23 protein-coding genes and 3 pseudogenes are annotated in these 24,268 nt (G+C 36.0%); 21 read left to right on the top strand and 5 right to left on the bottom strand.

Going from position 1 to position 24,268, the window contains the following annotated elements; all coding sequences use genetic code 11:
• Nucleotides 1-64 precede the first annotated feature (64 nt).
• Nucleotides 65-523 carry a sigma-70 family RNA polymerase sigma factor gene (locus LB941_RS01835; RefSeq protein WP_253359017.1) on the bottom strand — a complete coding sequence of 153 codons (459 nt, stop codon included), beginning with the start codon at nucleotides 521-523 and terminating at the stop codon, nucleotides 65-67.
• A gap of 369 nt (nucleotides 524-892) precedes the next feature.
• On the opposite strand from LB941_RS01835, the gene LB941_RS01830 reads away from it, so the two are divergent.
• The 15 genes and pseudogenes from LB941_RS01830 (at nucleotide 893) to LB941_RS01765 (ending at nucleotide 16,392) form a co-directional block, all read left to right on the top strand.
• Nucleotides 893-1,888 carry an ABC-three component system protein gene (locus LB941_RS01830; protein ID WP_253359015.1) on the top strand — a complete coding sequence of 332 codons (996 nt, stop codon included), beginning with the start codon at nucleotides 893-895 and terminating at the stop codon, nucleotides 1,886-1,888.
• Nucleotides 1,878-2,321, top strand: coding sequence for an ABC-three component system middle component 2 (locus LB941_RS01825; protein ID WP_341869213.1), 444 nt, complete (start codon nucleotides 1,878-1,880; stop codon nucleotides 2,319-2,321). Before LB941_RS01830 ends, LB941_RS01825 begins: the two co-directional genes overlap by 11 nt.
• Before the next feature lie 4 nt (nucleotides 2,322-2,325).
• Entirely contained in the window at nucleotides 2,326-4,104 is a 1,779-nt protein-coding gene (locus LB941_RS01820; RefSeq protein ID WP_253359012.1) for an AAA family ATPase, read from the top strand.
• Between the two features lie 11 nt (nucleotides 4,105-4,115).
• Nucleotides 4,116-4,319: a helix-turn-helix domain-containing protein gene (locus LB941_RS01815; RefSeq protein ID WP_253359011.1), complete on the top strand. Its 204-nt coding sequence runs from the start codon at nucleotides 4,116-4,118 to the stop codon at nucleotides 4,317-4,319.
• A 41-nt stretch (nucleotides 4,320-4,360) separates the two neighbouring features.
• The gene (locus LB941_RS01810; protein ID WP_253359010.1) at nucleotides 4,361-5,095 is read left to right on the top strand and encodes a methylase; all 735 of its coding nucleotides are present in this window, start codon (nucleotides 4,361-4,363) and stop codon (nucleotides 5,093-5,095) included.
• Nucleotides 5,096-5,097: 2 nt separating this feature from the next.
• Nucleotides 5,098-6,120 (top strand): Eco57I restriction-modification methylase domain-containing protein, encoded by a 1,023-nt coding sequence (locus tag LB941_RS01805; protein ID WP_253359009.1) that lies wholly within the window; start codon nucleotides 5,098-5,100, stop codon nucleotides 6,118-6,120.
• A gap of 3 nt (nucleotides 6,121-6,123) precedes the next feature.
• Nucleotides 6,124-9,480: a DEAD/DEAH box helicase gene (locus LB941_RS01800; RefSeq protein ID WP_253359008.1), complete on the top strand. Its 3,357-nt coding sequence runs from the start codon at nucleotides 6,124-6,126 to the stop codon at nucleotides 9,478-9,480.
• 1 nt (nucleotide 9,481) lies between these two features.
• On the top strand, nucleotides 9,482-11,452 hold the full coding sequence (locus tag LB941_RS01795) for a DUF262 domain-containing protein (protein WP_253359007.1): 1,971 nt from the start codon (nucleotides 9,482-9,484) through the stop codon (nucleotides 11,450-11,452).
• 37 nt (nucleotides 11,453-11,489) lie between these two features.
• Nucleotides 11,490-12,089 carry a hypothetical protein gene (locus tag LB941_RS01790; protein ID WP_253359005.1) on the top strand — a complete coding sequence of 200 codons (600 nt, stop codon included), beginning with the start codon at nucleotides 11,490-11,492 and terminating at the stop codon, nucleotides 12,087-12,089.
• Between the two features lie 560 nt (nucleotides 12,090-12,649).
• Nucleotides 12,650-13,357, top strand: a complete 708-nt coding sequence (locus LB941_RS01785) for an alpha/beta hydrolase (RefSeq protein ID WP_253359003.1) — start codon at nucleotides 12,650-12,652, stop codon at nucleotides 13,355-13,357.
• Nucleotides 13,358-13,546: 189 nt separating this feature from the next.
• Nucleotides 13,547-14,419 (top strand): annotated as a pseudogene (locus LB941_RS01780) (IS30 family transposase); the annotation flags it as partial.
• 88 nt (nucleotides 14,420-14,507) lie between these two features.
• Nucleotides 14,508-14,882 (top strand): annotated as a pseudogene (locus LB941_RS01775) (HsdM family class I SAM-dependent methyltransferase); the annotation flags it as partial.
• On the top strand, nucleotides 14,883-15,059 hold the full coding sequence (locus LB941_RS12585; protein WP_425270472.1) for a MerR family transcriptional regulator: 177 nt from the start codon (nucleotides 14,883-14,885) through the stop codon (nucleotides 15,057-15,059). It begins immediately after the preceding pseudogene.
• A gap of 23 nt (nucleotides 15,060-15,082) precedes the next feature.
• Complete coding sequence (locus LB941_RS01770; RefSeq protein WP_253358997.1) at nucleotides 15,083-15,646, top strand: GrpB family protein; 564 nt, start codon at nucleotides 15,083-15,085, stop codon at nucleotides 15,644-15,646.
• Nucleotides 15,643-16,392 (top strand): MBL fold metallo-hydrolase, encoded by a 750-nt coding sequence (locus LB941_RS01765; RefSeq protein ID WP_253358995.1) that lies wholly within the window; start codon nucleotides 15,643-15,645, stop codon nucleotides 16,390-16,392. The genes LB941_RS01770 and LB941_RS01765 overlap by 4 nt, the downstream gene beginning before the upstream one ends.
• 352 nt (nucleotides 16,393-16,744) lie before the next feature.
• On the opposite strand, the gene LB941_RS01760 is transcribed toward LB941_RS01765, so the two are convergent.
• On the bottom strand, nucleotides 16,745-17,482 hold the full coding sequence (locus tag LB941_RS01760) for a DUF1129 domain-containing protein (RefSeq protein ID WP_253358993.1): 738 nt from the start codon (nucleotides 17,480-17,482) through the stop codon (nucleotides 16,745-16,747).
• Nucleotides 17,439-17,766, bottom strand: a pseudogene (locus LB941_RS01755) (PadR family transcriptional regulator). Before LB941_RS01755 ends, LB941_RS01760 begins: the two are co-directional and overlap by 44 nt.
• 184 nt (nucleotides 17,767-17,950) lie before the next feature.
• Between LB941_RS01755 and LB941_RS01750 the strand changes: the two are divergent.
• Genes LB941_RS01750 through LB941_RS01740 form a run of 3 tightly spaced genes read left to right on the top strand, consistent with a single transcriptional unit; the run spans nucleotide 17,951 to nucleotide 19,238 of the window.
• Nucleotides 17,951-18,253, top strand: coding sequence for a DUF2089 family protein (locus LB941_RS01750; protein WP_253358991.1), 303 nt, complete (start codon nucleotides 17,951-17,953; stop codon nucleotides 18,251-18,253).
• Nucleotides 18,250-18,522: a hypothetical protein gene (locus tag LB941_RS01745; protein ID WP_253358989.1), complete on the top strand. Its 273-nt coding sequence runs from the start codon at nucleotides 18,250-18,252 to the stop codon at nucleotides 18,520-18,522. The genes LB941_RS01750 and LB941_RS01745 overlap by 4 nt, the downstream gene beginning before the upstream one ends.
• A 14-nt stretch (nucleotides 18,523-18,536) precedes the next feature.
• Nucleotides 18,537-19,238, top strand: coding sequence for a nucleotidyltransferase domain-containing protein (locus LB941_RS01740; RefSeq protein ID WP_253358988.1), 702 nt, complete (start codon nucleotides 18,537-18,539; stop codon nucleotides 19,236-19,238).
• Between the two features lie 499 nt (nucleotides 19,239-19,737).
• Here LB941_RS01740 and LB941_RS12580 read toward each other — a convergent pair whose 3' ends face one another.
• Together LB941_RS12580 and LB941_RS01735 are read right to left on the bottom strand one after the other, a co-directional pair.
• The gene (locus LB941_RS12580) at nucleotides 19,738-19,956 is read right to left on the bottom strand and encodes a hypothetical protein (RefSeq protein WP_425270471.1); all 219 of its coding nucleotides are present in this window, start codon (nucleotides 19,954-19,956) and stop codon (nucleotides 19,738-19,740) included.
• 817 nt (nucleotides 19,957-20,773) lie between these two features.
• On the bottom strand, nucleotides 20,774-21,190 hold the full coding sequence (locus LB941_RS01735) for an Lrp/AsnC family transcriptional regulator (protein ID WP_253358987.1): 417 nt from the start codon (nucleotides 21,188-21,190) through the stop codon (nucleotides 20,774-20,776).
• 139 nt (nucleotides 21,191-21,329) lie between these two features.
• On the opposite strand from LB941_RS01735, the gene LB941_RS01730 reads away from it, so the two are divergent.
• The 3 genes from LB941_RS01730 to LB941_RS01720 are packed head-to-tail and all read left to right on the top strand — an operon-like array spanning nucleotide 21,330 to nucleotide 24,084.
• Entirely contained in the window at nucleotides 21,330-21,923 is a 594-nt protein-coding gene (locus LB941_RS01730; protein ID WP_253358986.1) for a DJ-1/PfpI family protein, read from the top strand.
• Between the two features lie 27 nt (nucleotides 21,924-21,950).
• Complete coding sequence (locus tag LB941_RS01725) at nucleotides 21,951-22,847, top strand: ABC transporter ATP-binding protein (protein ID WP_253358985.1); 897 nt, start codon at nucleotides 21,951-21,953, stop codon at nucleotides 22,845-22,847.
• The gene (locus tag LB941_RS01720) at nucleotides 22,840-24,084 is read left to right on the top strand and encodes an ABC transporter permease (protein ID WP_253358984.1); all 1,245 of its coding nucleotides are present in this window, start codon (nucleotides 22,840-22,842) and stop codon (nucleotides 24,082-24,084) included. Before LB941_RS01725 ends, LB941_RS01720 begins: the two co-directional genes overlap by 8 nt.
• The last annotated feature ends 184 nt before the right edge of the window (nucleotides 24,085-24,268 follow it).

Genomic DNA, 24,268 nt, shown 5'->3' with positions numbered 1-24,268 from the left:
ATTAAATTTGGTAAGGAATAAATGCCTTACACTGATAGGCCATAAGAAACGAAAAAGTAAACGATTATTTTTCAAGAATTTTCTTAAGACGTCGGTAGATCGTTTGTAGCCGTTTGGTAATGGCCATCTTGCTGATGCCTTCATCTTTGGCAATGTTGGTTTGCTTCACTTCATCCCAGAACTTCTTCATGAGTAGTTTCTGCTGTTCTGGATTAAGTTGACTGATGCTGTGATGGAGTTGTTCCACTTCTTCTTTCTTAATTACCTCTTGTAACGGATCAGCGTCGTCTTGTACCAAAGAACCATATGGATCATATGCTTCCAACGAAACGTGACGGCGAGTTTCACGGTGATTATCGTTGTATTCAACTCGGTTTAACTCAATAATTTCTTTGCCTTTAGCTTCGGTGACAGTTAATTGTTTAATACCTGTTGTTAGGTGTAGCTTGACGTGCATAAATCCATCCTCTAAATCTGTGATTTCCATGTAGAGCTGATGACAGTCGTCGTAGTATTTCTTCATAAAAATTCCTCCTCTTAGATCTCCCAAGCGAAGGAATCGAAGTCACACTAAAAGCCACTAGTAGTGCAATAAGAAACAGACCTAAACGATAGAATCGCTTGGGTACTGCAACTTGCCTTACTAGTGGCTTGTTACAGGATGTTATTCAGTTAGGTGCATGCTAGTAAAAGTTGTTGATCAAGCAACACATGCGTGTTAATTCACCGAAAGCAAATATTTTATTTCAATCCAAATAATATATTTGGTATAATCAAACTGATAAACTACTTTCATCCTTAACGACGTTTATAGTACTCATTTTCAAAAACAATTACCGCTATGAAATGATATGGGATGATAAGTAATGATATTTGTTTGGAGAGCAGAAAGTTGAAATTTAATGAGTTAGCACCATTGATCCAGCCATGCTTTAGCCACAATGTCGCAAAATCAAAGGCTAAAACAGTCAAAAAGATGTTTGAGCTAATTACTGATTATGAGGATGATGAGGAGAAGCCTTATGATCTTGCTGATGTCACTTTGAGAAACTATTTCAACAATGGAAAAATCAAAGATTTAGCTTCTAGAGTTTGGAATAGACTTGATCGTATTAAATTTGAACAGGCCATTGATAGTGCTTCAGATGATGCCAGAACCTCATTAGCTACTTCAATAAAAGATGGCCATTACACTACAAAAAGAGTTGATCGGGGTACGGTTTCTCATGTGTGCACTGATCTTTTTATGGAAATAATTAGTGTGGCAGCCGGTCAAACAACCACGAAAAACAAAAAAAGCTTTCCCAAAACAAGTAGGGAAAGTAAGATAGATATTCGGACAGGACAGCACCAAAGCATCGAATATATCAAAGATAAAAATGTAATAAGGGTAGATGGGGTGGATCATCCTATTTCGCCAGAATTAGCTGATGAAGGGCCCAATATTGCATCAGATTTGCCATATAAATCGGCTCTTTATGAAATTTACACCATTAAACTGGGCAAAAAAATTAATGATCAAAATATGAAGCGAGAAGCACCACGAAGCATCGTTAATCACTTTGACCGTCAACAAAGAGATTTTAATGATGCTGCTTGGTATGAACATTCTTTAAGGGATACTGTTGCTGATTTTGATAACCAGTTTAGTCTGTTGAAGCAGGATGCTTATGACGGCATTGAAGAAACATACTATAACGATGAATTTGGAAATGATGGTATGAAGCGTCTTCGTGAGGTTCAGGACAAAATTATAATAATTACTTTAGATTTGTCTAACTTGGAAAACATAGACAATATTCTTAGCAACAGTATCAAAAAGGGACTTTGCCATTTAATGGTTAATGACAAAATGATCAAGTCATGGGTAGATATTAATGAAGATTAAATTATTTAATAGCAGATTTGAATTAGCATTGCGTATTTTACTTATCTTAGGGCAGAAAGAGTCAGCGTCATTGGATCAACTGCTGGTTTTCGATTTTATTACCACTTATGCGTCAAGTTTTAACTTGTCCAAAAATAATCTACATGGTGACAACGCATTTAATTATTCTGAAATAGCTTCACGGCGTTCCGTGTTGGATAAAGGCATTAGCTTATTGAGAATGTACAACTTGTTGGATATTAACTACAGTGGTCGGAATGGTTATGAATACCATTTAACAGATTTAGGGTACAGTATTGAAGCTCAACTAGATGACCAATATGCCGATGATTATAGGCAAGTTTTGAGTAAAGTGATAGGTAAGTATTCTCGATTTTCTAGCAAAGAACTAATGAAGTTAATTGATTCTAATTTGATGAAAGAGTTGGGGTAGGCAGATGAGGTTTTATATTAAAAGTGTTGAAGCAACGGGCCCTACGGTGAAACGGGCAGTAGTATCTTTAACAAAGGGATTAAATATTATTGCAGGTATTTCCAATAAGGGGAAAACGACTATATTACAGTTCATTGAATATGCTTTTGGTGGTTTGAACAACGATAGTGATATTTCTATAGATTCTTCGCAAACTGGGTACAACCTGGTAAAAGTCACAGTGAATGTAGATGGTAAGAATGTCGAATTGACACGTAATTTGCAGAAAAATAAAAGCACTATTAATGTTTCAAGCCAATATAGTGCAATAGCCAGCGGTGAATATTCAGCCTCACCCGCATCTACTACCAAACCTTTCATTGGAACGATATTAATGAACTTAATAGGAATAAGTTCTGAAATTAAAGTTCCTGCCAACTCTGAATATAAAGGACAACGTTTGACGTGGAATACACTAAAGCCATTATGGTTTCTTGATGAAGATAGGGTATCTAATACCAAATCTGTCTTGTTGCCTACTCAGGGGAAAACAGCTTTTCTGGCTGGAATACTATACTTATTAAATGGAGAAAAATTTTCCACAAATAAAGAATACAAGGCCCAAGAAAAGAGAATTGCTGTTAAAAACTATATTGTTAAGCAGTTAGCAAATGCGCGGCGGAAGCAAAAACAACTAAGAAAGTTCCCAGAAAATAAGATAGATTTGCAGTCAAAAATATCTGAAATAGAAGAGAATGCAAAGAAGATTGATCAACAAATTGCTGAAAAGGTAAATCAGAGCAAAAAAATCTATTCGGAAATGTTAAAACTGAGTGACCAATTGTCCGAGTGTCAGGTTGCTTTAAATAGGTATAGAACATTAAAAAAGCAATACATTTCTGATATTAAGCGACTAAGCTTTATTGCCGATGGTGAAAAAACATTCGAAAATTTGGAAGTGCCATTTTTATGCCCGGTTTGCAATCAACCAATTTCTAAGGATCAAGTTGATGAATCTCATATAGCAGCTGCCAAAGTGGAATTAACTAAGGTGGTTAGCTTACTAAAAGATCTAGAACAATCTGTAACAAGTCTGGAAGTGAAACAACATAGCCTGACAGATCGATACGATACATGTAAGAAACAGAAAGATTCAATTGATAATGAGCTAGGTGAAAAATATTATCCATCTTTGAGAAAATTACAAAATTTAGAAAAGCAATATCGTTCTCAAATTGAAAAACAATCTCAAGCAGAATTGCTGGACTCTATGATGAGTGAGTGGGGAGCAAAAATTGAAGAAATTGATGGTGAATCGGGACCGACTGAGCAATTTAAACCTAAAGATAAACTTGGAAATAATTTTTATGCGAAAATGGCCGAAATTATAGGCGACTTGCTGAATCGGAGTAATTATGAAGGACTTAAATCTATCGGGTTTAAGAAGAGTGCTTTTGATTTAGAAATTAATGGTCTTCCTAAAACTAAAAACCACGGCAAAGGTTATCGCTCCTATTTAAATTCTATTGCGGTGATGGCATTAAGTAAGTACATCAATGAATATGGAAAATATAAGTCTGACCTTTTGATGATAGATACTCCATTAGATGGTTTGGAAGAAGGTAAAGAGCGATTACCTAAAGGAATGCAAAAAGGAATTTTTAAGTTATTTATGGAGCGGGGAGAATCCAATCAAACTATTATCGTAGAAAACATAGATCATTTGCCAGACATTGACTTTAAACAAAACGGAGTCAACGTAATTAGGTATGACAATAATCAAGGATTCCTTTATTTAGATTAAGAGGTAAGAGAATGCATTTTAGTTACAACAAATTATGGAAACTATTAATTGACCGTGGTTGGAAAAAGAAAGATTTACGGGACAAGAGTGGAATTAGCTCCGCATCAGTTGCTAAGTTGGGTAAAGATGGTAATGTTACGACTGAAGTACTGCTAAAGATTTGTAAGGCTTTAGATTGTGATGTCAGTGACATTATGGAAATCGTACGGGAATAATTTCTGGCAAAATAAAAGAATTGAGGTGACGATTACTCAAAATGAGTAAGGAAGAAATCAGCCTCTTTGATGACCAGCAGTTCGAGATGACGAGTAAAAAGTTTGAGTTGAAAGCTGTTGCAGAAGATGACAACCTAATAAAATCTAAGGATCGTGTCCAGCACCATGGGGAGGTCTTTACTCCTAAGTGGATGGTTAAAAAAATGCTGGCAGAACCAGCAATTCAAGAAAAACTACACGATTTACATGCTACTTTCTTTGAACCTAGTGCTGGGGAAGGGGCATTCCTAAAAGAAATCTTGCACCAAAAATTAGCCTATGTGGATCAAATTTCTAACAAGACCACGTGGAAAAACAATGCTTTGTGGGCATTGATGAGCATCTATGCAATTGAGTTACTTGAGGATAACTTAATTAAAGCTAAGCGAGTCATGCTGGAAGTCTTCATTAATCACTATCAGGCATTTATGCAAAAAGCACTCAGCAGCAATACCAATCTATATAAATCAGCAAAATATGTTATTGACATGAATGTTGTTCAGGGGAATACACTGACCTTTAAGAACTCGAAGGATAGACTAATTGAGTTCAAGGAGTGGATTCCTTCTGGAAACAAAGTTACTCAAAATACATTTACTTATAAATCATTATTTAACAACGATGATATAGATGATGTAGATGCAAACGAAGGACAACTAAGCCTTTTTAGTAATCTTGAAGATACTGAGTCACAGAAGAGAAAAACGATGCAGTTAACAAAGGTATATGAGGGGTAAAAATGGATAATAAAAAATTTAAGTTTGACGTTGTAATTGGAAATCCGCCTTATCAAGAGGAAACCGCAGGAACAAGTTCTAGTGATAAGCCTATTTATAATTTATTTATGGATGAGGTGTACAAAATATCAAATATTGCAGAGCTAATTACGCCAGGTCGTTTCTTATTTAATGCAGGTGCAACGCCGAAGGCATGGAATCGAAAGATGTTGTCTGATAAGCATTTAAAAGTTTTATATTTCGAGACTAATAGTGCAAAAGTATTTAGTAATACAGATATTAAGGGTGGAGTAACAGTTACATATCGCGATAGAAATAAGGACTTCGGTGAAATAGGTACTTTTACAATTTTCCCTGAATTGAATTCGATTCTAAAAAAGGTAAGGCAAGACGTTATTCAAAATGGATCACTAACGAAAATAATATATTCACAAAATAAATTTAATTTAGATGAATTAAACGAACATTATGTTGGCCTAGACAGAACCGACAAACGTCTTGAAAGCAATATTTTTAAATACGACATTTTTAAGCCCGAAAGGTCATCAAAAGATGATTTAAAAATTTTAGGGGTAATAAAAAATAAACGGGTTTTCAGGTATGTGAATCCAAAATATATTGACAATAAAGATACTAATTTAGATTTTTATAAGGTTCTTCTCCCAAAGTCAAACGGGAGTGGGACTTTGGGAGAAGTAGTTAGCACGCCGCTCGTCGGCACGCCGCTCGTCGGCTACACTAGAACATTTATTGGCATTGGTTCATTTAAGACTATGTTTGAAGCTACTTCAGCTCTAAAGTACGTAAAAAGCAAGTTCGCTAGAGTAATGTTAGGGGTATTGAAAGTTACTCAAGATAATAATCCTGGAAAATGGAAATGGGTTCCACTTCAAGATTTTACATCTAGTTCTGATATTGACTGGACAAAGTCAATTCACGAGATCGATCAACAGCTGTACAAGAAGTATGGACTTGATGAACAAGAAATTAAATTTATTGAAACTAAGGTTAAGGAGATGGACTAGACAATGAATGCACCTAAAATAAAATCATTCAAGCGCATCATTCCGATGATTTATGCCTACACCACTCCAAACGATATTTCACATAATTGCTGGACCAAGATTGGCTACACGGCTTCACAATCAGTGGAAGATCGTATTAAGCAACAAAGTCATACGATCGATGCAAAAGTTAAACTATTATGGCGGGGTAATGCACGTTTTGAAGATGGGTCAGACGAGACTTTTACAGACCATGACTTTCACGATTACTTAGTTCAAAAACGTCATATCGAAAGGAAACCACAAACTGAATGGTTCCACATTGATGGCGACACCTCGCACGAATATTTTCACGAATTTGCTGACCGTGACTATGGTGATGTCCACGGCAATGATCAACAAGTTCAATATCAATTGCGAAAAGAGCAACAGGTGGCAGTCGATAAGACCATTGCCTATTTCCTCAAAAATGGTGAGGGAAGTGAGTTCCTATGGAATGCCAAGCCACGGTTTGGTAAAACATTAACAGCTTATGATCTGGTTCGTGAGATGCAGATGCAAAATGTACTGGTGGTAACCAACCGGCCAAGCATTGCTAACTCTTGGTTTGACGATTTTGATAAATTCATTGCCTGGCAGACTAACCTGAAGTTTGTTAGTGAAACCGACGCTTTGAAGAATAGGCCGGTCCTTTCTCGTCAAGAATTCATTAATGCTATTTCTGATGGCAACAACTATGGACAGGTCGTCTTTGAAAGTCTTCAAGGATTAAAGGGTTCAGTATACTTTGGTGGTGACTACGATAAGCTGAAGTGGATTCAAGACCTGGATTGGGATTTGCTGATTATTGATGAAGCCCATGAAGGAGTAGATACTTATAAGACTGATAAGGCCTTCGACAAAATTAAACGTAAATATACTCTTCACCTTACTGGTACGCCTTTTAAGGCTTTAGCTAGAGGAAAATTTGCTGCAGATCAAATCTATAACTGGTCATACGCAGACGAACAACAAGCTAAGGCTGACTGGAACGAAGATCTTGAAGGTGGCAGTAGTCCCTATGCTGTGATGCCACGTCTTAATATGTTTACCTACCAACTTTCTGAAATGATGGCTGATACCTTAAAACAAGGCGTTGAATTAGACACTGGTGATAAGGCAGATCCAGCTTTTGACCTCAATGAATTCTTCAGAACGCAGGGTGGCAAGTTTGTTTATGATGAAGCGGTTGATCACTTTCTGGATTTATTAACCACTGGTGAAAAGTACCCATTTTCGACTCCAGAACTTCGTGAAGAATTGGCCCACACTTTCTGGTTATTAAATCGAGTTGATAGTGCTAAGGCGTTAGCCAAGAAGCTTAATGATCATGAACGCTTCCCTGTCTTCAAAGATTACAAGGTTATTTTGGCAGCAGGGGATGGAAAGCTGGACGATGATCAGCTTGATGAAGATCAATTAGATAAAGTAAATGAGAAGGCCTTTGATAGGGTGCAGAGGGCAACGAAGGAAGTTGATAAGACTATTACTTTAAGTGTTGGTCAATTAACAACAGGGGTCACTGTTAAACCATGGTCAGCCGTTTTAATGTTATCCAGCATGAAGAGCCCGGCGGAATATATGCAGGCTGCCTTCAGAGCACAAAACCCGTACACCTTTGAACGTAATGGTCAGTTAGTACAAAAGGAAAATGCTTATGTGTTTGATTTTGATCCCACTCGAACTCTTACTATTTTTGACGAGTTCGCTAATGATTTGATGGCTGAAACCTCTAATGGAAAAGGGACAGCGGCAGAACATGAAGCTAATATTCGTAAGTTGCTGAATTTCTTCCCAGTAATTGGTGAAGATGATGAAGGGAAGATGGTTGAGCTTGATGCTAAACAAGTAATGTCTATCCCAAGGCACTTGAAAGCACAGCAGGTTGTTGATAAGAAGTTCATGAGCAACTATCTTTTTACTAATATTTCCAGAATTTTTGGTGCTCCGGCAGAAGTTCGTGAAATCTTAAATGGATTAGTGACGGCTAAAGAAGGTAAAACCAAAAAGTCTGACCAAGATGCCATTGAGGGTGCCGAAGATGTTTCAGTTAATGATGAGGGAGAAGTTGAAATACCTAAAGAGCGCGTTATTGGTAAATCTAAAGATCTCTTTGGCGACAAGGTTTATTCTGATTTAGGTGATCAGCTAGTGGATTCTGTTTATGAAAATGATAGCACCGACTTTAATTCAGCAGCTAAGGATATTTCAAAACAGATTACTGGTTCCTTGCATAAAGAAGTAATTGATCGAGTTACTGAAGACTATGGCCTAACCAAGCGTGAAGCCAATCGACAACAAAAACGGCTGGAAAAGGAAACGGAACAAGAATTTAAGCGGGTTGCGGATGAATTTAATGATCAAAAGAAAATTGCTGATGCAACTTATAGTAAGGAACAAGACGCTGCTCGTGATCAGAATGAGTTTAATGAAGCTAAGGCTAAATACGAAACTACTATTAACGGAATTATGGAAGATTTCAACAGTAAGATTCGAGATCATGTGAAGAAAACTGTCGAAGATGTTCCGAATAAAGTTGTTGAACGAGTTGAGAAGAATGAAGAACAGAAGAAACTGAACAATGTTGAAGAAGATGCTCGTGCCCACCTGCGCGGCTTTTCTCGTACAATTCCTAGTTTCATCATGGCCTATGGTGACGAAAATCTGATCCTCCAAAATTTTGATGATTATACCGAAGATGATGTTTTTAAAGAAGTAACAGGAATTACGGAAGACCAATTCCGTTTCTTGCGTGATGGTGGTGACTATATTGATGCCGAAACAAATGAAAATAAACATTTTGAAGGTCACTTATTTGATGAAGTAGTGTTTAATGATTCAATCCAACAGTTCTTAGAGAAGAAAAATCAGTTAAGCAATTACTTTGAAGATAATAGTGAAGAGGACATTTTTGACTACATCCCACCGCAGAAGACTAACCAGATCTTTACACCCAAGGCGGTAGTTAAGCACATGGTTGATGACTTAGAAGCTAATAATCCTGGAATCTTTGATGATCCTGATAAGACTTTTGCTGACCTTTACATGAAGTCTGGATTGTACATTACGGAGATTGTAAAGCGTCTCTTCCGGAGTGAAAAGATGAAGCAACTGTTCCCAGATGATCATGAACGAATTAAGCATATTATGGAACATCAAGTTTATGGCTTTGCTCCAACACGGATTATTTATTTAATTGCTACTAACTACATTTTTGGCTTCAATATGAATCTGAAGGATTCCTTGATGGATAAGCATTTTAAACAAATTGATGCCGCTAAGTATGCCCAAGAAGGAACCTTACAAGACATAGTACAACGCGAATTTGGGGAGGAGCAGTAGTGTGAAAGCAGATAGTATACACTTATTTGATTTTTTAGGAAGTGGAAAAACCATTTTTGAAATTCCCGTTTTTCAACGGAATTATGAATGGGACAAAGATCAATGTGAGCAGTTGTTTAAGGATTTAACTGTTGCTGCGCGAACTGACACTGACCATTTTATTGGTGCTATCGTTTATGTTACCGAAACTGGTAATAAAATGAGCCACATTTATCGCATCATTGATGGCCAACAGCGGCTAACTAGTTTGACGTTGTTGTTAAAGGCACTTGCGGATATAGATGAGCAAGATCGGGATGAGATTGAAGAAGAATATTTAACCAATAAGTATTTGGATGATAATAATCACTTGAAATTAAAGCCGGTCGAACATGATTATGAAGCCTTTGAATCAGTTATGAATGATATGACTGATTTTGATAAGGCATCTAAGGTCATTGATAACTATAAATTCTTCTGTAAGCTGATTAATGACAGTGACATTGACAGTTCTAAGCTATATGAAGCGATGAATCATTTTAATATGGTTTACATTGAGCTAAGTAGCGACTCTAATGAAGAAAATCCTCAGGTGATTTTTGAAAGTCTTAATTCTACGGGTGTTTCACTATCATCATCCGACCTAGTACGGAACTTTCTGTTAATGAAACTTGATTCGCAGGCACAGGCTGAACTCTATAAGAAATACTGGGTAAAGATTGAGCGTATGTTTGCTACAAAAACATTTGCTGAATTTATCCGACATTATCTAGTTGTTAAGACACATGTGTCTGTTAAAAGAAATGGTGTCTATAACAGCTATAAGGATTATTTCATCTCTCAAGGATTAAGTTCAGAAGATGCTTTGGCTGACCTGTTTAAGTTTGCTACCTACTATGACCAGATCCTAAATTATAGATCCGCTGATGATGTCTTTAACAAAATCTTAGAGCACATCAATGTTATGGATAGTAAGGTTGTATTTCCTTACTTGATGCTATTAATGAATTTAGTTGATACAGGTGAAACCAATCAAGAAGAAGTCAATAAACTGGCACATATTTTAGAAAATTATTTATTCCGGTTGAAAGCATGCCAAATGCCAACTAATGGGTTAAATAAAATTGTTGTAGGACTCTGTGACCTTTCTAAAGAGGCTGGTAATTTAAGACTCAGGCTACTTAAACTACTCAAGGCTAATTTCCCTGATGATCGTAAATTAGCGGATGGACTAATGGAAGTAGATTTATACCATCAAAGGAATCATCTGGCTAAATTATCCTTGGTTGTCCTAGAGGAACATCGAACTAGGGAAACAATTAACTTTGATGATGCTCAGGTCGAACATATTATGCCTCAACGGCTCAACGCTGAATGGCGGCTTCAGGTCACTAATGCGGATAAAGTGAAAGAACAATATGGTGGCACGTTGGGGAATCTGACACTCACGAAATACAATCAAGAAATGAGCAACAAGCCTTATAGTGAGAAAAAAGAATTCTACAAGGATTCGAATGTATCACTTACTCGCGAAGTTGCCGAAACATATGATAAGTGGGGGAAAAATGCTATTGTTGATCGAACTGAAGAATTGACGAAAGAGTTAATTCAAATCTTTCCAATGCCTGATATTAAAGAGGTAGATGAAGAGGCGGTTACTGGTGAATACACTATTGACCAAACAACCGATGTGACCGGGAAAAAGCCAGTTCAAATCACAATTAGCGAACATGAATATCCAGTAAAGACTTGGCGTCAAATGCTTGTCGCATTCCTCAATGATATTTGGAATAAGGATAGTCTTAACTTTGATCGTATTAAAGAAAATCGGCAGTTAAGTCGGATGCTCTTTAGGCCGGGCAATGCACCAGAAAAATTGGAAAATGGAACGGTTATAGAATCCAACTTCTCCGCGACAGTGATCTTAGCTATCATTGCTAAAATTTCTGAAATCTGCGATATTACCGATCAAGTTTCTTATGCAGTGAAGTAACCATTTGGTTTGTACAATACAGGAGCGAGCATAAAGGATGACAGAGAAAGTTCAAAAGGTAAAGCCTCAAGAATTTGTTAGTGAATTTGAGAAGTTATTGTTGGATGACAACACACATAACATCCTGGTACGCGGGTATTTTGATAATGATAAATTATTGCTAGTATTTGCCTGCCTTTATGAAACGACAGGATTTGATGATGGAACTATTGTTATTGGTAATACAACGGTTCCACATGAAAGAGAGTTTTTGCAAAGAGGGATTAGGGAAAGTATTCCAAAACTTAATCTAAGTGATGCTTTTAATATAAATGGTTTAACTGTTAATTTTACTCAATGGAAAAGAAATAGAGATTTTCAGTTTGGATTTGATAAAGATTTCGTGGTCTTCCATCCAGTACAATCCGCATTGGATGACAAAGACTTCCCCAAATTTTGTTCTATTTTAAATAATTCCAAGGCAAAAATGAATATTTTAATCACTACTAATGATTTTAGCGAATCTCCAAAAAAATTATATTCATTTGTGGATGAAATTCTTATTTTAGATACGACAGAAGTTGATGATGAACATAGTGAAATTTATAAAGTGATTCAGAGTAATCTGGAAGCCGACCATCAATCTCTGCCATATTGACAGTATGAGTTTCCCGCAAACGTCCTAGGATCCCACTGCTTTTCATTGTGTTTCCCCAAACCAGTAATAATTTGGAACCTGCTACTCATGTTGATAATCAGAGATAATTTGAGATTATGGCAGCGAGTTAACAGACACAATGTCTTGGCCTAAACAAAGCAAAACGCCTAATGTAGCAGTATATCCAGAATGTGTAATTGACTACATCAGATCGTGGCATGTGGAGTGTGTAATTCTGATGACGTATTGTGGTGACGGAAAGAAATAATGGCAGTTCAACACAAGATGTTGTGTTTTTGAAGTCGAGAATGGGCAAAAATCAGGCTGAAAAGTGGCCGATTTTTGCCTTGGCTTTTAGGTGAAAATATAGATGACATAATAGAATCTTACAAAAAATCATAGTAAGAGAAGAAATTTTTAGCAAAGACAAAACAGCTTATGAGGTATCAAATTCCATTTGATATTTTATAGAATCACTTGAGAAAGGAGGATATAAGATGCATAAAAATACGACAAACGAAGAGTTACGGAGGGCAACGCCTCTGTAATAAGGAGGAAGTATGTTAAAGAAGAATATAGTAATAGAAGGAATCCCCGCTCTTTTATGGGGAGAGGAAAAAACAGAGATATTAATTGCTGTACACGGCAATTTGTCATCCAAAGCGGATATTCCAATCTGCATTCTCGCAGAAGAAGCTGTCCCATTAGGTTATCAGGTACTTAGCTTTGATTTGCCTGAGCATGGGGACAGGAAAAATGAGTCTACACTCTGCAAGGCAGAAAATTGTGTTTCAGATTTAAAGAAAATTTTTGCATTTGCATCCGCAAGGACGAACACAATCAGCTTATGGGCAAATAGTATAGGTGCCTATTTCAGTTTATTGGCTTACAAGGATGAGAGATTAAAGCAAAGTCTGTTTCTCTCTCCAGTAGTGGATATGAGGAGGCTAATCCTTAACATGATGCAATGGTTTGCTGTGACAGAAGAACAGTTGTACAAGGAAAAGGAAGTATCTACGCCGATTGGTCAAACGCTGTATTGGGACTATTATCAGTATGTTATGGAAAATTCAATTATGAAATGGAACACACCAACATCAATCTTGTATGGAAAAAAAGATGAATTTTGTGAGTATGATGTACTTACATCCTTTAGTAAAATTTTTCATTGCAATCTTTCTATTTCAGATATTTCAGAGCACTATTTTCACACAAAAGAAGATTTGGCTGTTTATAGAGAGTGGATTCAAAAATCAATACACAGATAAGATATATTAAAAATAATAGGAAATTAAGAGGCTAAGTGTTAGGTCGACTTTCATGACCTGTAGACATAGCTTCTTTTTTTATGATGAATTTACACTTTAAGTGCAACACCAAAGCAAAATAAAGGACTCACAATGGAAATCCAAATATAATAAGTTTGTCAACAACTTTAAAAAAGGAGGATTTCTATTATGAGCCACTATCAACATCTTACTATAAATGACCGTGAAATGATATTAGAGAGCCTTGCTCAAAGTAAAACTATTCGTGAAATAGCACGAAAATTAAAACGGGCGCCTTCTACGATTTCTCGTGAAATTAAACGGCATATGAGTAAAAATGCCGGAAGATACTCACCAGATAAAGCACAGAATGATTATAAATTTTCAAAAAGTAAATGTGGACGCAAAACAAGGTTTATTGAGGATCCATCTTTGTTTCAAAGAATTAAGCATCTTTTCCTAGATTGTCAGTGGTCACCAGAAGAAATTTCACAACGATTATTGCTTGAAACAGGCGAAAAAATTATAAGTTTTATCACCATTTATCGTGGAGTTTATGCAGGTCTATTTGATAAACCAGGCCTAAGTCAAGGAAATCGTGGCGCTATTCGTAAATTACGTCATCGGGGTAAGCCTCGTCACAATAAGGATTATGTCGAAAAACGTGGCAAAATTCCAATCACTAATACTATTCATGAACGTCCTGAAGCTGCCAATAAAAGAACTGAATTTGGTCATTGGGAAGCTGATACCGTGGCAGGAAAAACAGGACAGTCCTGTTTAGTGACCCTTGTTGATCGTAAATCACGATTTTTAATTGCTAGTAAAGCAACTAAAAAAAGTTCAAAACCGGTGACAACCGAGTTAATGGCAATGCTTGAAAAAATTGGCAAAAGCAATCTTAAAACCATTACACCAGATCGAGGCAAAGAGTTTTCAAAGCATGTTCAACTGACAGATTTGCTTGGTATTCCGTTTTATTTTCCCGATCCACATGCACCATGGCAACGTGGATCAAATGAAAATACCAATGGACTTTTACGTGAATACACACCAAAAGGATAAAGACTTCATACTGCATAACAAAGGTACAGGTGAAATCAAAAGTGGGAATACATTAGCAAATCCATAATATACAGATGATTTTGGTGGACTTAAAAAATTTGATTTTATTATCATGAATCCACTATTTTCTGATAAGGATTGGACAGATGGAATTAAACCATCTGAAGATAAATATAAGCGATTTGATGGTTATGGCATCCCACCAGAAAAGAATGGTGACTATGCTTGGTTTTTACATGTTCTAAAAGCATTGGAAAGCAATGGTAAGGCAGGGATTATTCTGCCACACGGTGTTCTCTTTAGAGTGAACTCAGAAGAAACCATTAGAAAAGCAGTTCTTAATAAAAGATACATCAAGGGGATTGTTGATCTGCCAGCAAACTTATTTTATGGTACAGGAATTCCTGCTAGTATTATCATAATCGATAAAGAAAACGCCGAATATGTTACAATTGGATAAGTGGTTCGTCTGACAGGTGTTCGATATAGTACTTTGAAATTTTATACGAAGGACGTTTTGCTTGCTTTTGAGCAGAAAGAGGAAAATCTGACACGGAGATATAAAAGAGTTGACACTTTGGAAAGAATATCTCTGATATGGGCTATCAATTCCTCAAATAAAGGAGCTCATCATTGATAGAAAAACAGAGGGACATAACTATGAGTAAGCCATTGTCGGGAATGACGCTTCTGGAATTGTGGGAGCTGTTTCCTATTCAGCTGACGGAACACAAAGTGTACTGGAAAGAATGGTACCGGGAGGAGCAGGCGTTTCTGTCCTCGTTTCTACCGGAGGACGTTCGTATTTACCATATTGGCAGCACCGCCATCAACGGCATCTGGGCCAAGCCGATTGTCGATATATTAGTGGAAACACCGCTTACAGAGCATGAGGTAATTAAGGAACTGCTACTTAAAAACGGTTATCTCTGTATGACGCAGAACGAAAAGCGCATGGACTTCAACAAGGACTACACACCCGACGGCTTTGCCGAGAGTGTATTCCATCTGCACCTACGGGATTTCGGCGACCACGACGAGTTGTATTTTCGTGACTACTTGAACGAACATCCCGAAACAGCGGACGAATACGAAAAATTGAAGCTGTCCCTCTGGAAGCCCTATGAGCATGACCGGGACGGCTATACGGAGCAGAAAACTGGCTTTGTCAAAAAAGTTACGCAACTGGCCATAGCGCAGTACGGAAGGGACAAATATCAATGAGTGATTGGTTTACAATAGACCGCATTGATGCGGATACTTATATTATTAGCGAATACAGGCATTGGGAAGAAACGCACAGTTATCTTTTGAATGGAAGCGAAAGAAGTCTGCTGATTGACACTGGGCTTGGCATTTGCAATATTTCCGAAGAGGTAAAAAAGTTGACGGACAAACCGGTTATCGCCGTTGCAACCCATATTCATTGGGACCACATTGGCGGGCACAAATATTATCCGGATTTTTACGCCCATGAGGCTGAATTGGACTGGCTTTCGGGCGGATTTCCGCTGAGTATAGATACGATCCGTGCCATGGTGGTTGACCACTGTGACTTACCTGACGGCTATGATGTGAACACATACAAGCTTTTTCAGGGCACTCCTACGAGAATTTTGCATGATCATGATAGTATTGACATCGGCGGCCGGGTAATTGAGGTTCTGCACACACCGGGACATCTATGCTTTTGGGAAAAAGAAAGGGGCTATCTTTTTACCGGGGACTTGGTCTACAAGGATACACTGCTCGCCTATTACCCGTCCACAGACCCGGTGGCGTATCTTGTTTCTTTGGAAAAAGTCGCGGCACTGCCGGTTAAACGGGTATTCCCCAGGCACCACACTTTGGACATTCAACCGGAAATCTTAGCCCGAATGCGGAATGCGTTCAGTCAGATCAAAGCCGAAGGGAAACTGCATCACGGCAGCGGAACATTCGATTATGGTGATTGGGCTGTGTGGCTCTGATTATAGATACAACAAAGGAAGACACTCTGCATAATTTTGCAGAGTACCTTCCTTCGTTGTGTTGTACTTAAATTCCATGGGGAAAATTGTTATTGCAATATGATTGCTAAAGTAAAATCTATTGCATTAAAGATCTTATCGAGCAACTACTATTTTGTAATCCTTGAAAATTATGATTGAATATAGAAAAGCAACAGATCTCACAGTGTGAAAATCTTTTAAAATAACTGCTGGAAAAAAATACAAAAACAGCCCTCACCGTCCGAAAGTGGACAGCGAGGGTATTTGAAATGATAGACCGCTTTTCGCTTTGACTGGTCAAGATGGGTGTTCCGATAAATTTCGTTTTTATTTAAATACTATCTAAAATTTTATGAACAACATAGAGTGCTAATACAATCAAGCAGGCAATCCAAAGGTTGACTGTGAACAGCGTTACCCGGGTAAGCCATACAAAAATCGCCAATAAAGCTGCAGTAATTCCTACACCAGCAAGACCAGCAATGATTGAAAAGGTTTTTGTTCGATGTTCCTTTTTGTCTTTGCAAATTTGAAAGGAGTTTTTCACAATGATTTTTACAATCGCGAAAGCTGCTGTGAGAATCATACCGGTTGCAATCAGGGTTTCGAGAGAAATGGGAATAGAAAAATTCAGGGGTTTTCCGGCAACGGCATTTCGAATCAGTGCAATTGTTTCGTTTGAAAAGACAATGTTGATGAGGCCCAATATGGATAAGGACCAGCAAAGCGTATCAAAAAAAGTAATGGTTTTCTGCCCTCGTGTTTTGGAGGGCAGACTGGCAATTACATTGTCACAAAACCCTTTATAATCCTCTCCAATGGTTTCACGGATATTTTCACCGCGCTTTTGCGCCGAAAGAACCATTTCGGTTAAATCTTGACGAACCAGTTCCTGATGGTATTCGGAAATTTTTGTGCCTTGCAGATAACAGAGCATATCGATAAAAGCTTCTTGATTTTCAGCGTTGATTTGTTGATCTAGGGCGTTATTGATCCGGTTCAACTCTTTTGTTTTTCGATTCGTTTTATTTTCCTCCCTTATGAGATAATGCACCCACAGCTTGCTCAAGCTCGATCCAGCTAGAATAGAACTGCTCTATCTCATCTTTTCCTGATGAGGAAAGAGAGAAGTATTTTCGTTTTGGATCTATCGGAGATTCTCTGTATTGTGCGATAATCATTCCGTTTTTCTCCAGTCGGAGCAAAAGGCGGATAGATTGTCCCTTCCGAAATATCTGTAAAACCATACTTCCGCAGATTTTCTGATATTTCGTAGCCGTAGGTTTCTTTTTGGCTGATAACTTTTAGAATGCAGTCCTCCAGCGTGCCTTTTAGCATTTGGGATGGAATCATAAGTTTACCTTCTATCTTGTAATGCAAGATAACTTTTTTACCAAGAACCCATGCAAAATCAAATATTTGGCTCTTATAGATTGCATACAAATTTGCAAATAATTAAATGTAAATTACATTTAATTTTAATATTATTTATAATATACTTAATTATGTTAAAATGATTATGAAAGGAAATGCTGAGATGGAAATTGATAAAATTCCTCGCTGGATTCTGTGTCTTGAGCCGGAGGATGCTTCTTTTATTCGCAACTTTGTGCTGCTGTCAGGGTCACTCAAAGAAATTGCTAAATTGTACGGTGTTTCTTATCCTACCGTCCGTCTGCGCCTGGACAAGCTCATTCAAAAAATTGAACTGAATGACAAGGAGAAGGAAGAACCATTTTCCGCCTTTGTCAAGGGCCTGGCTGTAGATTCACGGCTTGATTTGGAAACCGCGAAATTAATTATTGAAAAATACAAAAACGAAAAGGAGAAAAAATCATGAGATATGTTGTAATAACATTGGTTGCTGTTACTTTTCTTTTAATTCAAAGTACACTTTGTAAAAAAAAGGAGGTATTTTACATTTTTATTCTACCAGTAATAAGCGTTGCGGTAGGGCTTATTTATCAGGCGGTTTCGTTGCATACGGTACAGATGACAGGATTTCTTCCGTTTTTGATTGCCGCAGGTTGTTTATTGTTATTCGGTATAATCAAGCGTCTGGATAACCGCAAAAAGGAGATGGAACATATGAAAAGCCAGGATCTATAAAAAGGAGTGCGGACATGAAGATGGAACTTGATCAGTGGAAAACTATTTACTTAAAAAAACTGACAAATTTATTTGGCACCCGGCTTGTATTTGTTGGCTTACAAGGCAGTTATGGCCGTGAAGAAGCTACTGAGAACAGCGACATAGACATGGTGGTCATCCTCGACCATGTAGAGCCTGCGGATTTAACGGCATACGATGCCATGCTCGATTCGCTGCCCTATCGGGATAAAATGTGTGGCTTTATTTCCGGCGTGGAAGAGTTGAAGAACTGGGAGCGCTCGGATTTATTTCAGTTTTACTATGACACTACCCCTATTTTGGGCAGTATCGATTTTTTGAAAGATAAAATCAGCACAGAAGACGTCCGCCGGGCCGTTCGAATCGGTGCCTGCAATCTCTACCATATGTGCGGTCACAACATGGTTCATGAGAAAAGCCCGGAAATTCTGAAAGATCTTTATAAATCTGCGATGTTCACTGTGCAGGCGGTTTCCTATCTTCAAACGGGAACCTATCAAAAAAGTAAAATGGAATTGCTGCCGGTTCTACAACCTTTGGAACACGAAATCCTTGAAACCGCAATGAAACTCAAGCAACAGTCGAATTTCGCAAAGGATGAGTTTGATCGGCTTTCAGCGCGGCTTTTCCAGTGGACATCAAGGTTAATTGCTGAACATCCGCAGAAAAAAGCAGAGAGATATAACGGTTGCTAAGCCGTTATCGGAAATGAAGCTTCGACAAGGAGAACAATGCTCTTTAAAATTCTGAAAGGTGAAGAGATAATGAAAGAATTTGAGAGATAGAATGGCTGACAAATATTAAGAATTAAATTTTTACAAGTGCAGTGAAAAACAAGGCTTTTATTTATGAAGTAATTAAACATGTAAGAATCATTAATCGATATCTTCGCACATACGCAAGTACATGGTGGATATGTTGCCACAGGGCTCTTTAACAAGTGGTACTGATAAATTAAATATTTAGTTTTTACAATAAATTGGTATAGCTTATCTAGCTGTCTACTCTTAATTAGAGTGGGCAGCTTTTTGTAGCTGATTTTTATAATTCAAACTCAAAAAACTATTTTTGACTGCCAACAAGATTCTAAGCCGAAAGTTATCAAAATTTCTAAAGCCATAAGCAGTTTTTTTAATGTTCGATTTGCTTTCTTAATAGGTTCAGGCATTCCAGCTGCAGAAGCAGTCGATTCTTCTAAAAGAGAAATAGTATGATAGTACCCGTAAACTTTTTTAGTTTGTCAGACATCGCTAATAAGCGATTAACGACATCCTGATCATATAATTGCGCATTTTTGAAATTGTTTCGCTTTGAATGATGTAGATAATTAACTTTATCAGAATCTCTTAATAGTAGTTTCCAATAGTGCTTCAATGCTTTACTGTTATGGGGATCTTTACCGGATTGTTTCATTGTCGCAAATCTAACAGTATTTAGGGCTTGATATGCTTGTGTTACTACATGAAATCAATCAGCTATATTGATGGCGTTTGGAAATAGTTTTTCGATCAATTTACGATAAGGATCATATAAGTCAACTGTCATATTTTTGGACAAGCTCTGTAGCTTTTCGAACATATTGTAAAAAATAACTTTTAATGAAATTCTTAGTTTGAGAACGGATAGTGTCAAGAGCTTGATGAGTATCGCTGTCCATTAAATGCATACTCATATTACTTTTAGCAAAATTACTAGATTTAAAATTGTCAAAAACAATGTTTTTAGGAATCCAATGACAATTGGATTGAATATGAGTTGATATACTTCTAGCAAAACGCATTACGAATATTTCGTAACATCTTAGATTTACAAATTTGGTAATAACAAGTATTAAGTTTGGATCAGATGAATAATATGAACCTTATGGTGATGATAAATACTATCATAAATAAGTAAATCAGAAAACTTAAGATTTAAATCGATTCTAATGTCTTTAATTCCGAGTGGAATTAGTCATGAGAAAACAGTCTTTCTTATTCTTGTCGAAAAGGCAAGGTTTATTTGAAGATGAAGAGGTGAGATTTCATCTTTTTTAGTATAAAGCAAAAAAATGGTATTGATAGAATATTTTTTCTATCAGTACCATATGCTATAGAACCGGCTTTTTATTCTGTATTTATTAATAGTCTCATCACACTGAACTTGAATTTGAAAGTTAATGCGTCCCAGTAAGCTTTTTTTGTAAAAATTAATTGCTTAAGTTAGCAGTATCATTTATTAGAGAGACATATTAAAGAATACTTTTTCTAAAAGAAGAAAAAACAATCTGAGTTGACGAATTTCCAAATCTTTGAATTTCATCTATAAAACTTTCTAAAGTTTCAATGGATTGAACTGATACTCTAACTAAATAACTATATTTACCTGCTAAACGATAAAATTCTTTAATTATACTGTGGCATTGACAAAAGTTTCTGAATGATTTGCATCTATTGGTTTCAACTAAAATAAATGCTTCTAAAGATTTTCCCAATTTTTTATAGTTTATGTTGGTTGTATATCCTTCAATAATTTTTTGTTCTTCTAATCTAATAATACGTTCTCTAACAGATGGACTGCTCATTGAAACTTTATGAGCTAATTCTGTGATTGAAATTCTTGCATTTTTTTCTAATCCTTTTAGTATTTTATAGTCAATTTCATCCATGGAGTAACCTTCCTTTTTTAAATTTCAGGTAAAGAAATCATTTTAAAGTTAAGTATAGTAACATAAAAATCTTTTTTTTAGTATGTAATTAAACTAAATAATATTATATCATTATTTTTATAGATAAGGAGGGAATTATTTGAAAAAAGTATTATTGTTATTAGCAGATGGATTTGAATCTTATGAAGCAAGTGTTTTTACAGATGTACTAGGATGGAACTTATATGAAGGAAGCAAAAATACTGCTATAAGTTCTGTTGGAATGCATAAAACTTTACGATGCACATGGGGGTATTCATGTATACCAGATTATCAACTTACTGAAATTAATTTAGATAATTTTGATGCTCTTGCAATTCCTGGAGGGTTTGAAGAGGCAGGGTTTTATAAAGATGCTTATAGTGAAGAATTTCTAAATGTAATTAGCTATTTTAACTCTAGAAACAAGCCAATTGCAGCTATTTGTGTTGCTGCGCTTTCACTTGGGAAAAGTGGAATTTTAACAGGAAGGAAAGCAACAACGTATATGTATCAAGATGAATATAGACTAAACCAGCTTAAGAATATGCATGTTTTGGTTGTTAAAGAAAAAAATATTGTTGTTGATAGGAATGTAGTTACTTCTGCCTCTCCTGCAACGGCTATAGATGTTGCCTTTTGGTTGTTGGAACAACTTACCAATAAGCAAAATGTGATCAGTGTAAAAAGGCGAATGGGATTTATGTTACCTTAAATATCTAATGAAAATAAGAGGAGAAAAATGCTGACTATAAATAATTTGACAAAAACTTTTGATCAAGTAGTAGCTGTTAATGACGTAAACTTACAAGTAAAATCAGGCGAAATTTTGGGGCTTATTGGACAAAATGGTGCTGGAAAAACAACAACTTTTAGAATGATTTTAAATTTTTTAACTCCTGATAGTGGACAAATTACTTGGAAAAATAAATCACTTAAAAAGGTTAACTACGACCAAATAGGATATTTACCAGAAGAGCGTGGCTTATATCCTAAAATGAAGGTTGGCGAACAACTTACTTATTTTGCTAAACTTCATGGTATGAAAACAGCTGAAATAAAGCAACAGATTCCTAAATGGATGGAGCGATTTCAGGTTAAAGGAAAATTAACTGATAAAGTAAAAGATCTTAGTAAGGGAAATCAGCAAAAAATTCAGTTAATTGCTACTCTAATACATATGCCAAAATTGCTTATTTTAGATGAACCATTTTCGGGACTTGATCCAGTCAATGCTGACTTATTGAGAGCCGGAATTTTAATGTTACGTAATGCTGGTTCAGCAATTATCTATTCAAGTCATAATATGGATTATGTTGAAAAAATTTCTGACAACTTGATTATGCTACATAATGGAAATGTTGTTCTTAGTGGTGATATAACTGATATTCGTGAAAGCTTTGGACGTACTAAGTTGTTTTTAGAATCCAAATTAACGAGTGAACAGTTAGCAAATTTTCCTGGTGTTAAAATAGTCAAACAACATAAAAAGGAGTTTGAATTAACGCTCAGTAACCCAGATATAGGTAAGAAAATTTTTGCGGTTGCAACGGAAAAAGGATATATACCAGAATTTCGTCAAGTTCCACCTTCTCTAGAAGAAATTTTTAGATTGAAAGTAGGTGCAGTTAATGAATAAGTTTTGGATTATTACAAAGCGAGTTTATTGTAAAAACCTAAAAAGTGGTTCATGGCTATTTTTAGTATTTTCACCGCTAATATTGGTGATAATAGCAGCTGGAATAATTTATTATATTAGTCAAAATAATCAACCAGTTCAAGTGGCAGTTGTATCTAATAATTATGTAGTCACTCAATTTTTAAAGAAATCAAGTAATTCTGAGATTCAATATGAAAATCTAACTGCCAAACAGGCGAATAAAAAGCTAATAAATAAAGAAATTACGGGTATTTTGAAAGTAAAAACAAAGCCAGTTATTTCTGCAAAATATGTTGAATTATCTAATGCTGAAACAAGTTTAGCAATTAGAAAAGTACAAGCTACTCTTTATGGATTAAAATTAAATCAAACAGCTACTCAATTACACTTAACAGTTACTCAACTACATTCTCTAGCATCACCAGTGCAGGTGAAGAAAGAAATAGTTTCAATTGAAAATGGAAAGCAAATTGTTAAAAGTAATTCAACATCTGTTTTTAATTATGTACTTTCTACGGGGTTAACAATTTTTATTATGTTAATAATTACAATATATGGGCAAATAGTTGCTCAAGAAATTGCTATTGAAAAAGGGTCTCGAATTATGGAAATCTTATTAACTTCAGTTAGTGCAACTACGCATTTTTTTGCTAAATTAACTGCAATTTTGTTTTTGTTAATAACCCAGCTAAGTATATATTTTGTAATTGGTAAAATAAGTTGGATGTGGTTAAAGGAGCAAACTCTTGTTAAATCATTTTTACCATCAGTTAACATACCTATGTGTTGGTCAACGTACTCATTAACGATTATCCTATTTTTTATTATTGGTACAATGACATTTGCTGTTTTAGCTGCCTTGTTAGGCTCTTTAGTATCTAATCAAGAACAGATTAACATGGCTGTTATGCCAATTTCCTTGTTAGCACTAGCTGGTTATTTTCTATCATTAATGGCTCTATCAGGTGATTCAACTTTAGTAAAATTTTTTAGTTATATACCATTTATTAATATTGAATTGATGCCAGTTAGATTATCTCTACAGCATACGACTCTTATTGCTGCTAATATTAGTTTGGCTATTGCTGCCCTTTTTTTGACTGGACTAACCTTTTTAGCTACTAAAGTTTATCAATCTAATATTTTGGTTTATTCGAAGACAGGGCTTATTAAAAAAAGCGCAAGTTTTTTCGTACAGAAAAATCTAAGTAATTAGACTTATTTCCTACTATTTTTAAAATTAAGATCTATAAATTACTACTTGTATTTTGGCTAATTTCAATTAAGTATCTAAATGATTTTAATATAGTAAATCAAAAAAATTCTTGTAGAAAAAATAGTATACTTTATAGTACTTGGCTAGCAACATATTATACGTTAATGTTACTTAACAAATATAA

This window comes from Ligilactobacillus ubinensis (genome assembly GCF_024160875.1).
Classification (GTDB): Bacteria; Bacillota; Bacilli; order Lactobacillales; family Lactobacillaceae; genus Ligilactobacillus; species Ligilactobacillus ubinensis.
Note: the sequence above shows the minus strand (reverse complement) of the source record. Positions and strands in the feature narration are given on the sequence as shown.

Excerpts from the sequence above, each read along its gene's own strand:
- LB941_RS01835 (WP_253359017.1), bottom strand. The coding sequence starts at position 523 with ATGAAGAAATACTACGACGACTGTCATCAGCTCTACATGGAAATCACA.
- LB941_RS01825 (WP_341869213.1), top strand. The coding sequence starts at position 1,878 with ATGAAGATTAAATTATTTAATAGCAGATTTGAATTAGCATTGCGTATT.
- LB941_RS01820 (WP_253359012.1), top strand. The coding sequence starts at position 2,326 with ATGAGGTTTTATATTAAAAGTGTTGAAGCAACGGGCCCTACGGTGAAA.
- LB941_RS01815 (WP_253359011.1), top strand. The coding sequence starts at position 4,116 with ATGCATTTTAGTTACAACAAATTATGGAAACTATTAATTGACCGTGGT.
- LB941_RS01810 (WP_253359010.1), top strand. The coding sequence starts at position 4,361 with ATGAGTAAGGAAGAAATCAGCCTCTTTGATGACCAGCAGTTCGAGATG.
- LB941_RS01805 (WP_253359009.1), top strand. The coding sequence starts at position 5,098 with ATGGATAATAAAAAATTTAAGTTTGACGTTGTAATTGGAAATCCGCCT.
- LB941_RS01800 (WP_253359008.1), top strand. The coding sequence starts at position 6,124 with ATGAATGCACCTAAAATAAAATCATTCAAGCGCATCATTCCGATGATT.
- LB941_RS01790 (WP_253359005.1), top strand. The coding sequence starts at position 11,490 with ATGACAGAGAAAGTTCAAAAGGTAAAGCCTCAAGAATTTGTTAGTGAA.
- LB941_RS01785 (WP_253359003.1), top strand. The coding sequence starts at position 12,650 with ATGTTAAAGAAGAATATAGTAATAGAAGGAATCCCCGCTCTTTTATGG.
- LB941_RS01770 (WP_253358997.1), top strand. The coding sequence starts at position 15,083 with ATGAGTAAGCCATTGTCGGGAATGACGCTTCTGGAATTGTGGGAGCTG.
- LB941_RS01765 (WP_253358995.1), top strand. The coding sequence starts at position 15,643 with ATGAGTGATTGGTTTACAATAGACCGCATTGATGCGGATACTTATATT.
- LB941_RS01750 (WP_253358991.1), top strand. The coding sequence starts at position 17,951 with ATGGAAATTGATAAAATTCCTCGCTGGATTCTGTGTCTTGAGCCGGAG.
- LB941_RS01745 (WP_253358989.1), top strand. The coding sequence starts at position 18,250 with ATGAGATATGTTGTAATAACATTGGTTGCTGTTACTTTTCTTTTAATT.
- LB941_RS01740 (WP_253358988.1), top strand. The coding sequence starts at position 18,537 with ATGAAGATGGAACTTGATCAGTGGAAAACTATTTACTTAAAAAAACTG.
- LB941_RS12580 (WP_425270471.1), bottom strand. The coding sequence starts at position 19,956 with ATGAAACAATCCGGTAAAGATCCCCATAACAGTAAAGCATTGAAGCAC.
- LB941_RS01735 (WP_253358987.1), bottom strand. The coding sequence starts at position 21,190 with ATGGATGAAATTGACTATAAAATACTAAAAGGATTAGAAAAAAATGCA.
- LB941_RS01725 (WP_253358985.1), top strand. The coding sequence starts at position 21,951 with ATGCTGACTATAAATAATTTGACAAAAACTTTTGATCAAGTAGTAGCT.
- LB941_RS01720 (WP_253358984.1), top strand. The coding sequence starts at position 22,840 with ATGAATAAGTTTTGGATTATTACAAAGCGAGTTTATTGTAAAAACCTA.